Annotated in this window: 2 protein-coding genes; both read right to left on the bottom strand. The window is 68.2% G+C overall.

Features of this window, described 5'->3' with window-relative positions; all coding sequences use genetic code 11:
* Positions 1-205: 205 nt before the first annotated feature.
* Positions 206-1,183 (bottom strand): GNAT family N-acetyltransferase, encoded by a 978-nt coding sequence (locus tag VF329_12510; GenBank protein ID HEX7081826.1) that lies wholly within the window; start codon positions 1,181-1,183, stop codon positions 206-208.
* 115 nt (positions 1,184-1,298) lie between these two features.
* Positions 1,299-2,138, bottom strand: an 840-nt coding sequence (locus tag VF329_12505; GenBank protein ID HEX7081825.1) for a glycosyltransferase, incomplete at its 5' end; no start/stop codon positions are given.

The following is a 2,138-nucleotide window of genomic DNA, read 5'->3' as shown; positions in this document are numbered from 1 at the left end:
TGTTGTCGACGAGAACGAGCTCCCACGATGCGCCGCTCGGCAGGCGCTGCCGGCCGAGCGACTCGAGCACGACGGCCAGGCTCGCCGCGCGGTTGTACGTGCACAGCACGACGCTGATCGTCGGCGCGCCGCTCGCGGCCGCCTGCCCGGTCGATCGATCTACGGGTTCCATTGCGACACTCTCGGCGGACGTCCGGGAAACGGATCAGCCGGCGGTCTTCGCCGGCAGCACGTGCCCGACCGCCTTGCGCAACCGCCGCCACGCGGCGGACCTGGCCCTCGAAACGAGCGAACGCTTCGGCGCGACGACGAATTGCCAGCGCATGCCGCCGACAGGCGCCCACTGCTCCTTGTAGCGATCGCCGCCGCCCACGTCGACCGCCTCGTATCCCTCCGACGCGGCCCACTGGTGCACGGCGTCGATCAACCGGGTGCCGATGCTGTATTTCTCGTACGCCGGCTCGCGATGATAAGCGAGGCCAATGACGTGATCGCCATGCACGAACATCACCGCGGCCCCGGCCGGCTTGTCGCCGTCGAGCAGCGAAAGCGCAAAGTGCCGGCCGCGCGGCTCCCAGTAGCGCGCGACGACCAGCCGATCACGCATGTCCGGGACTTCATCGAAACCTTCAGGCGCCCACTTCCGCCCCCAGTTCATGAGCGTCCACTCCGCGGCGCCCGGCACGTTCACGGCCACGGTAAGCGACTGGCACTTTCGCCGTGCGTCGGCAATGCGCCGCCACAAACGCGTTTCCTTCCAAAAGGCCTCGTAGTTGCCTTGCACGGACAACCGCCGCGTCTCCACCCCCTCGAGCCGCGTGAAGCGGTCGCTCTCCGGAGGCGCCTCCGACTGGCGCCACCAGACCACGAACAGCGGCACGTCGAACGCGGTCAGCACCGGCACCAGCATTCCGTCACGAACGGGGAACAACGAGCCGGGGACGATCCACGTCGTGACCGGGGTCCAGCGCTGTCCGTCGCGGCGCACGCCGACGACCGCCACCGGATCGCCGCCCGAGGTCACGAGCGCAGCGCGCTTCTCCACGGGCCCCCGGTTCGTCACGAGATCCCGGTACAGCTCGTGAGGGCACATCGGCATCTCGGGCAGCGTCGCGAGCGCGGCATCGAGGTCGGGGTGCCAGCGGTCGAACCAATCGATCCGCAACCGGCGCAGCGTCCCCAAGCGCCCGGGCCTACCAGGCGTCGGCCGCGGCGCGGCTCCTCTCGTGTCGATCTCGTGCATCCTGCTCCTCATCCAGTCATCGAGACTTCGTCGCCCCGCTGCAAAGCGCTCCCGGTTACGGGGCCGACGGACGCGGCTCCACCCGATCCGTCGGCTCGGCGAGCAGGCGCCTCGCTTCGACGACCCGGCCGAGCGCTTCGGCCGTGTCGAGCTTGCGCTTGAAGCGCGCAACCGGCGCGAGCGTCACCCACCACTTGAGCGCGTTCACCGCGAGCGCGCGGATCAGGTACGGCGGCACGCCGAACAGGCGGTTCCCATGCTTGGGAATGTTGCCCATTCGCGCCGATGTGCGCCCGAAATCGAAATACCACGACAGATAGTAGGACTTCGTCGCGCGCTTTTCCTCGACCGGATGATCGACGATCGCGTCGGGCACGTAGTACAGAGGCTCGCCGTGCTTCGCCAGCCGGTAGGAAAGCTCCGTGTCCTCGCCGCGCAGCAGCGAGTCGGGCGTAGGGCCGAGATCGGCACGGAACAACCCGTATTTCTCGAACATCTCGCGCTTGAAAGCCATGTTGCAGCCGACCAGCGCGACGCCGGTGAGCGGGCGAGGCGTATCCCCGTGCTCGAACTGCATGATCGCCATCCGCAGACGGTTCGAGCCGGTCAGCACCAGCCAGCTCGGCTTCGGCTGCCGCCACAACGGCCGCACGCGCCCGCCGATCCCGCTGCAGGGAAGCGTACGAAAAGCCTTGTCGATCTCCCGGATCCAGTCGGGATGGACGTACACGTCGTCGTCCGTGAAAGCGATGATGTCGCCGTGCGCGGCAGTGACGCCGGTGTTCAACGCGTGCGACTTGCCCTGGCGCCCCTCGAACAGGTACCGCACTGAGAACGCGGACTGCTGCGCCGCGAACGCCTCGACGACCTGCCGCGTATCGTCGGAGGAGTTGTT

Source organism: Gammaproteobacteria bacterium, from assembly GCA_036381015.1.
Taxonomy (GTDB): Bacteria; Pseudomonadota; Gammaproteobacteria; order Steroidobacterales; family Rariloculaceae; genus ZC4RG20.
The sequence above is the reverse complement of the archived record's forward strand: the minus strand, read 5'-3'. Positions and strand labels throughout refer to the sequence as shown.